Below are 6,079 nucleotides of genomic sequence, written 5' to 3' on the forward strand. Positions count from 1 at the left end.
GGCCGGACGTGCCGAAGACGCATACACCGGAATCGAGCATGCACCAGGCCAGCGCGCGGAGCGCCGTCGCACAATTCCCCGACAAATGGGACGGGCCGCTTCGGGTTGCCCTGTTCTCGGGCAACTATAACTATGTACGTGACGGTGCCAATCAGGCTTTGAACAGGCTGGTCGAATACCTTGAGCGGCAAGGCGCGTCGGTTCGCGTCTATTCGCCGACATCGCCCAGGCCAGCCTTCGCGCCACAAGGCACTCTTGTCTCAATTCCCTCGGTACCCCTTCCCGGGCGGGGTGAGTACCGGCTGGGGCTTGGGTTGCCGGCAGCGACCCAGCGCGACATCCAAGCATTCCAGCCGCACCTGTTCCATCTTTCCGCGCCGGACTGGACTGGCGCTGCTGCCCAGCGGCTCGCCCGCAAGCTTGGTGTGCCCACCGTCACCAGCCTGCATACCCGCTTCGAAAAATACGTGGACTTCTATGGCGCCCGTTTCGTCCGACCGGCGATGGAGCGGTACCTTTCTCGGTTCTACGCCAGAAGCGACCGCGTGCTGGCGCCTACCAGAGCAATTGCCGCTGAACTCGCCGACGCCGGCCTGGACGGGAAAGTGGGACTTTGGAGCCGGGGCGTCGATCGAGTGCAATTCGATCCCGCGCGGCGGTCCGATGCATGGCGCAGGTCGAACGGTATTGCGGAAGACCGCATCGCGCTCCTTTTCTTCGGCCGCCTGGTCCGTGAAAAGGGGCTGTCCGACTTCGCGGAAGTGTGTGATCGCTTGTATGCGGCCGGGCTCCCGATCGAACCCGTGGTTATAGGTGACGGGCCAGAGCGCAAGTGGCTGGACCAGCGGCTGCCCCCAGCGCGTCTGACGGGCCACTTGGCGGGCGAGGCGCTCGGCCAAGCCGTAGCGAGCGCCGACATCTTCTTTAACCCCAGCATCACCGAAGCGTTCGGGAACGTAACGCTGGAGGCAATGGCTTCCGGGCTGCCCACGGTGAGCGCGGATGTGCCCAGCGGTAGCGCCCTTTTGGATCGGGGAACCGGTTTGCTTTACCCTGTAGGTGATCTCGACGCAGCCGTCGTGAACATCGCGCGACTTGCCTCCTTCTTCGACATGCGGATCCGCATGGGGCAACGAGCACGGCAGGCCAGTGCCGCCTACGACTGGGACAGCGCATCGCACCAGGTTTGGGAGAGCTATCTTGATCTGCTCGGCCGAGCCGATTCTGTGGACGCGGAATCACCGGAGGCTGTGCCACAAAGCAGAGCGGCGATCTGATAGGCATTCCTTCGATGCACAGCGAGGCTCATCACGCTGAAGCTGCTCGGGATGAGCATAGCCGCCGTATTGGGTTGCCAGCCGAGCCCCCCGTGTCACTAGCTTCAATGATACGCGTTGCGCTTTGGCTGGCGGTGGCGCTGACCTTGTTCCTTGCGCTGAGTCCGGGTCCCGCTGGCGAGATAATATCGGACGGCACCACCAGACACATCCTCGCTTTCCTGGTGCTGCCCTGGCTCCTGATGGCAGCCTATCCGCGCCTGTCCCTCTGGTGGGTCTTCGCAGCGCATGCGGTGTTCGGCGGCGTCATCGAACTGGCGCAGCTGATCATGGCGGTGGGTCGGCATGGCTCGTGGCTCGACTGGATGCTGGATCTCGTCACCACCGCAACGGCAATAGCGATTGCGATAGCAGTGCGCCACATCGTCCGGCGTGAGTACGAAGCGTGAACGGCTGGGCTGAAGCTGTCCTGCTGGGGTTGCTACAGGGGCTTACCGAGTTCCTGCCGGTATCCTCCAGCGCGCATCTGCGAATTGCCGGGGCCTTTCTGCCCTCCGGAACCGATCCGGGAGCCGCCTTCACAGCCATTACCCAGATCGGCACCGAGGCTGCCGTTCTGCTCTATTTTCGGCGCGATATTTGGCGCATTGCGACAGCGTGGCTGCGTTCTCTGCGCTCGCCCCGCATGCTCGGCGGGCCGGATGTGGCGGACGCGCGCATGGGCTGGCTGGTCATACTCGGCACGCTTCCGATCGCTGTGCTTGGACTTGCGTTCAAGGAGGCGATCGAGGGGCCGCTGGGCAATCTTTACCTCACCGCCGGGATGCTAATCCTCTTTGCCGTCCTGCTCGGCTTCGCCGACCGCCGGGGCTTCAGGCAAAAGCCGCTGGAGGCACTCAGCTGGCGCGACGGCTTGCTCTTCGGTTTCGCCCAGGCTCTAGCGCTGGTGCCTGGTGTATCCCGATCGGGAGGAACGATCAGCGCCGGACTGGCGATGGGCTATACCCGCGAGGCTGCGGCTCGCTACTCATTCCTGCTCGCTATTCCTGCGGTGCTTGCTTCGGGTTTTCTCCAACTGTTCGACAGTTGGGGCCGCTTCGGCCCGATGACACCAGGACAGACCGCACTCGCAACGGGATTGGCCTTTGTTGTGGGCTACATCGTGATCGCGCTGTTCCTGCGGATCGTCGCGACGAGCAGCTACATGCCCTTCGTCATCTATCGCATCGCGGCTGGGTCTGCGTTGCTGGTGATGCTGCTCACAGGAATGATCCCTCCCACCTGAGCCGCAGGCGATCTGTAAGGTCGCTGTAAGCGCCGCGTTTCATGACGCGTCCGCCACGCATCTTTGCGGGCAGCTCAAACTCACCCCAGCCGGAGCGCTCCCATCATCATGCCTCACATGTCACTTGTCCTTGCATGCAGCGCGATAGCGCTCTCAAGTCTTCCCAGTGCGGTGATTGCACAGGACGCTCCCATCATTCCAGAGCCGATGGTCTTCGACATGGTGCGGCCTCTGGGTGCCAAACGGGGCGAGCTGGAAGCAAACACTCTGGCCGAGCGAAACTTGTCCGGCGCGCATCGCGCAGTGGAATGGGCGCCCGAGGTCGAATACGCCATCGTCGACGGCTTCGCAGTCGAGGCCGAACTTCCCTTCGATGGAGCGCGCCTCACCGACTATAAGCTGGGTCTGCAAGGCACGTTCGGCACCTTTTCCGGAGGACGGGCGATTCACGGCGTACAGTACCTCGGCCTCTACAATCGCGCGTCCACCCGTTGGGAAAGCACGCTTGTTTACGTGCTCGGCTACCGGTTCGATGAACGCTTAAGCACCATGATGATGGCTGGCGTGGGCGATGTCACATTTGGCGGGTCCGACCAAACCAGCCTCATCGTCAATCACTCCACTTTTTACGACCTTTCCGCGGATACCGTCTTGGGTCTAGAGGTGAACTTCAAACGTGGAGGCGAACACCGAACGTTGGTTATGCCCCAGTTGCACCAGGATCTGACCACGCAGCTCAGCCTTCAAGCCGGCGTGGGCGCCGTGCGTGAAGAACATGAGCCCTGGCGTCCACGCGCCGCTGTCCGGCTGATCAAAGAGTTTTGAAGTCTCGCTGGTGCGCACTTCTCGCGGCCGTTCGCCAGGCGGCTACTCCCACCCACCGTTTCGGATGACGCCCAGAGCTTTTTTGTGCGGTCCGATATGCCGTCTAACGCAGAGGTGAGCGCCGCACCGCTGACTGTCGAGCGGCCTGCGTGTCAAAGGCGCTGGAGCTCGGGAGGTTGGGCGCTTCTCATACCGGCTCGATCACCGTCATCAGATCTTTGGCAACAGTACTATCGGAGCACGCCAGCCAAGCCGTGTGCATTGAACATATGTCCTTTTCTATTCTTCAAGCTCGAAGAAACTGATCTGCGCATCCGGCACTTCGATGCTCCCAGAGGCGAAGACTACAGTGTTCCGGCCAGCGTGCTTCGCCGCATAGAGGGCGCGATCCGCTTTTCCGTATAGCTTTCGGAACGGCCCATCGGCTACGCCTTCAGCCACACCGATGCTGACGGTGACAGCAGGAAGCGCCGCTCCAGTGCTGTGATTGCAGGTGTGGAGCTCCTCGCGTGTGACCTCGGCGAACAGGCCGAGCCCATGCCGCGACAGTCCAGTAACTCCCAGGACAAATTCTTCGCCGCCCATCCGACCGGCTAAGCAAGGATAGCGCTGCTCAAGTGATCGCAACTTCTCGCCGAAGGAAACTAGCAAAGCATCCCCGGTCTCGTGGCCGAACCGATCATTCACCCGCTTGAAGTGGTCTATGTCAATCAAAAGCAGCCCGAACGGGATTGTCTTTTGATCTCCGAATGCCTGTTCACAACGGGTGACAAAGCCCCTCCGATTGAGCAGTCCGGTGAGTGGATCGCGATCAGCCAGTTCGGCAAGCGCGTTGCTGGCTGCCACGGCCGTATCCCGTTCGACGCGCAAGGCACTCAGGCGCGCAGTCGCCAACGAGGATAAGCATAAGGTTTGGAAGGCCGACGCGAACAAGACCGCGATCTGGGCGCCCCCGCCCCACAGAAATGTATCAAGGTCGACCAGCTGGGTCGTACCCAGCACAATCATCGGGAAGGCCCAACTTATAGCCATATCCCGACCTTCCGCATGACCGCGCCACCACGCTGTGCCGATGGAGATCGCCACTGCGGTGAGTGTCAGCAGAGTCGCGATCGCCAGAAGGATACCGTACACTTGGAGGGCCGCGCCGGGGAGGCTGGCGCCGATGCCCAACGCAGCCACAAGCAGGCCAAGACCGACAACCGATCGCCTCGCTGTTTCTGGCAGTGCTGATCGAAGTGCGGCAGCACTCGAGAACGCTGCGAACATCACTGCAAGGCAGGCAAGGATCGTCGCCAGCCGCGCCGACATCGTGCCAGCCATCGCGGGAAAGAGAACCAATCCTGATTGCGACCAGACAATGCCCCATACCAGTACCGATGCAGCCCAGCAGCCATGCCATAGAAAAAACTGGCGGCGCAGAAATACGGCAAGGCCGACATTGTACGCAGCCGCTATGGCCAGCAGGGCGAGTGCGGCGCCGATCGCCAGTGCTGACAGCTCAAATTGTCGGGCTGCTGCCTCTCCAGGCAGGAAGCGCACGCGTAGCAGATCGTAGTGTTCCAGGCCCTCTATGCGTAGCCAGGCTCCTGTCACAGGAATGCCGACACGCGACGAGAAGCCAAGTTGGCCGCCAATATGCCAGCGGTCGCGAAACGCCCCTTGATCGATCGTTTGAACGTCGGCCGATCCATCGGGGTAAGCGAACATGGCGCTCATGCTCTTAAATCGCGTGGTGTGCACCACGAGCGAGCCGCCCCGTTTTTCGGTCTCTGCTGCAAGAGGCAGCCGCAACCATAAACTCTTGTCCCGATAATCTGTCGGCGTTCCCGTACAGCGCACCCTGGATGGCGGGCGCGAGATTTCAGATCGCGCAGAAACAGCGAAGCAAGTCCCCGCCGGCGGCTTAGCCCAAACTGGAAACGCGATCAGGCCTGTAAGCAAAAGCGACAAGCTGGCGAACCACCGCCAGCTCTTCATCGGCAGGTCTATCATGTCGCTCCGACTAACAAAGGCTAAAAACAGCAAGTTCAGTGGGTGCTACTATCAAGCACCCCGCACAGCTATAAGCGGTAATATCGTGTGGCAACGAGCCTTGTCCGATGGCGCCGATTGTTCAGCTCGCGTCCAATTATCGCGTGCAAACATGCTCTGTCTCTTCCCGACTCCGACGCCCGTTTGCTTCCCACAGGTTCACCGGAGCGGTATGGTAGTAGTTGGAACAGTAATATATAGCTGGGATATTACTGAATGTATAAAATCATCAAAGATCGTGGAGGGGAGTCGCAGTGATGTGCTCAACCCATCTCCCGATTAGACGGCAGTCATCTATCTCCTTTACTGCCGCACTAACTTGTTCGATTGTCGGGGTCTGTGGGGCCAAGTTGGTGCTGATCACCTGTGGCCGAAGTTGATTCAGCCGCGGAGATCTCCCAGATTTGCTTTGGCTTCAGCGCGTGCAAACGGTCCTTTCAGCATTGCCGCTTGATGGCGGTGGTCACGTTCCAGGCTCTTCTTCGGCTATTCTCCACTGGTCATGTTGGCCGTCTGAAGAATGCTTCAGGGTAGGACGTGCAGGGATGCCTGGCGGCAACTGTCGCCCGAGGCTGTGTAAAAACGCGCCGAGGCGGAGGTGTCGGATCTTAGTGCGGTGACAGGCTGTGCACGATTTTTGCTAAAGGCGCGGCTCGTG

At 60.8% G+C, this 6,079-nt stretch carries 5 protein-coding genes; 4 read left to right on the forward strand and 1 reads right to left on the reverse strand.

Features of this window, described 5'->3' with window-relative positions; genetic code table 11:
* Window positions 1–38: 38 nt before the first annotated feature.
* The 4 genes from ABVV53_RS15290 to ABVV53_RS15305 all read left to right on the forward strand — a co-directional run bounded on the left by ABVV53_RS15290 (window position 39) and on the right by ABVV53_RS15305 (window position 3,387).
* The gene (locus tag ABVV53_RS15290; protein WP_353985296.1) at window positions 39–1,277 is read left to right on the forward strand and encodes a glycosyltransferase family 4 protein; all 1,239 of its coding nucleotides are present in this window, start codon (window positions 39–41) and stop codon (window positions 1,275–1,277) included.
* A 92-nt stretch (window positions 1,278–1,369) separates the two neighbouring features.
* Entirely contained in the window at window positions 1,370–1,726 is a 357-nt protein-coding gene (locus ABVV53_RS15295) for a VanZ family protein (protein ID WP_353985297.1), read from the forward strand.
* Window positions 1,723–2,562 carry an undecaprenyl-diphosphate phosphatase gene (locus ABVV53_RS15300; protein ID WP_353985298.1) on the forward strand — a complete coding sequence of 280 codons (840 nt, stop codon included), beginning with the start codon at window positions 1,723–1,725 and terminating at the stop codon, window positions 2,560–2,562. Before ABVV53_RS15295 ends, ABVV53_RS15300 begins: the two co-directional genes overlap by 4 nt.
* Before the next feature lie 108 nt (window positions 2,563–2,670).
* Entirely contained in the window at window positions 2,671–3,387 is a 717-nt protein-coding gene (locus ABVV53_RS15305) for a hypothetical protein (RefSeq protein WP_353985299.1), read from the forward strand.
* 279 nt (window positions 3,388–3,666) lie between these two features.
* Here the strand turns inward: ABVV53_RS15305 and ABVV53_RS15310 are convergent, their stop codons facing one another.
* Window positions 3,667–5,106 (reverse strand): GGDEF domain-containing protein, encoded by a 1,440-nt coding sequence (locus ABVV53_RS15310; protein WP_353985300.1) that lies wholly within the window; start codon window positions 5,104–5,106, stop codon window positions 3,667–3,669.
* Window positions 5,107–6,079: the final 973 nt, after the last annotated feature.

This window comes from Novosphingobium kalidii, from assembly GCF_040534015.1.
In the GTDB taxonomy this organism is placed as follows: Bacteria; Pseudomonadota; Alphaproteobacteria; order Sphingomonadales; family Sphingomonadaceae; genus Novosphingobium; species Novosphingobium kalidii.

What these genes read in the sequence shown, in the direction of transcription:
- ABVV53_RS15290 (WP_353985296.1), top strand. Translation starts at nt 39, where the DNA reads ATGCACCAGGCCAGCGCGCGGAGCGCCGTCGCACAATTCCCCGACAAA.
- ABVV53_RS15305 (WP_353985299.1), top strand. Translation starts at nt 2,671, where the DNA reads ATGCCTCACATGTCACTTGTCCTTGCATGCAGCGCGATAGCGCTCTCA.
- ABVV53_RS15310 (WP_353985300.1), bottom strand. Translation starts at nt 5,106, where the DNA reads ATGAGCGCCATGTTCGCTTACCCCGATGGATCGGCCGACGTTCAAACG.